Source organism: Streptococcus sp. 5004 (genome assembly GCF_013276755.1).
Taxonomy (GTDB): domain Bacteria; phylum Bacillota; class Bacilli; order Lactobacillales; family Streptococcaceae; genus Streptococcus.
Window position 1 is genome coordinate 1 of the sequence record NZ_VMLP01000032.1, and the last position, 1,014, is coordinate 1,014.

The 1,014-nt window shown below is 40.6% G+C and carries 1 protein-coding gene; it reads right to left on the minus strand.

Annotated features, from left to right (window positions below; genetic code table 11):
- Window positions 1-78: 78 nt before the first annotated feature.
- Window positions 79-1,014: IS30 family transposase (locus tag HT685_RS09510; RefSeq protein ID WP_173251472.1), on the minus strand; the 936-nt coding region annotated here is incomplete at its 5' end.

Below are 1,014 nucleotides of genomic sequence, written 5' to 3' on the forward strand. Positions count from 1 at the left end.
ATCTGAAAGCGTTTCAGATTAAGTTCCGCTATGGTGGAAGTTAGTGTGAGACGTTTGAATGCGGTTAAAGATTAGTTTTTAGAACTTATGTTGGAGTAATGTAGAAGACTGACAGACGTCTTCTGCAGGTATTTTAGAAATGCCGAGAAGCTTAGGAATCTCTTCTCCATAGGTAAATGCAAAGAGCTCATAGGCTGACTTTCCATTCAAAGCAGCACGTTTGACGCTGTTGACATGCGAACAAACGAGATTGATATCCTCTTGAGTTAAGTTGTCAAAAGAAGTTCCTTTAGGTAGAATATCGCGAATCAGCGTGTGATTTTTCTCAATTCTCCCTTTCTGGTCAGAGCGATTAGGGTTACAAAAGAAGAGTTTACTCTCTCCTCGCACATCCATTTCGATATCATCGACCCTGGCAAACTCTCCTCCATTATCGGTAAGAATGACAGGAAAGAGTTGGAAGAAATCTTTGTCAGCTTGGTGAAGAGTGTTCTTGATGTCATAGAGGTGTTTGGTAACCTCAAGGGCAGTTTTATTATCCAGCAGTCTAGCGAAGATAAAGTTACAGAAAGATAGATTGAAGGTGAGTAGGACTTTACCTCCCATTCTGCCCATAACTGTATCCATTTCCAACCAAGAGTCTAGTTGCTTAAGAGCTAAATAATTTAGGAAATCCTCATAGGAGCGGCCTTTCTTAGCTTCTTTAGGGATGGAAGGTAGCTTACTTTTCCGTCTTTCTTTGAATTTAACGGCTCTGGTTAGGTCAATAGGAGCGATAGATAGGTATCCTTTTCGGATGTGTCGATAGACAGTTGAGGAGCTGACATCGAGGTTGTGAGTTTTGAGGATATGATAGATGTGTTGTCCCTTTTTAACACCATCAGAAATGACTTTGTCCATTTCCCAGAAGGTCTTGGAATTGAGGGGAGTTCCTTCACGAGATTCAACAAGAGTTTGTTCGTACTGTTTTTGAGCTTGTTTAGCGAGGTATAAAATCTTCTTATAGCCACAATT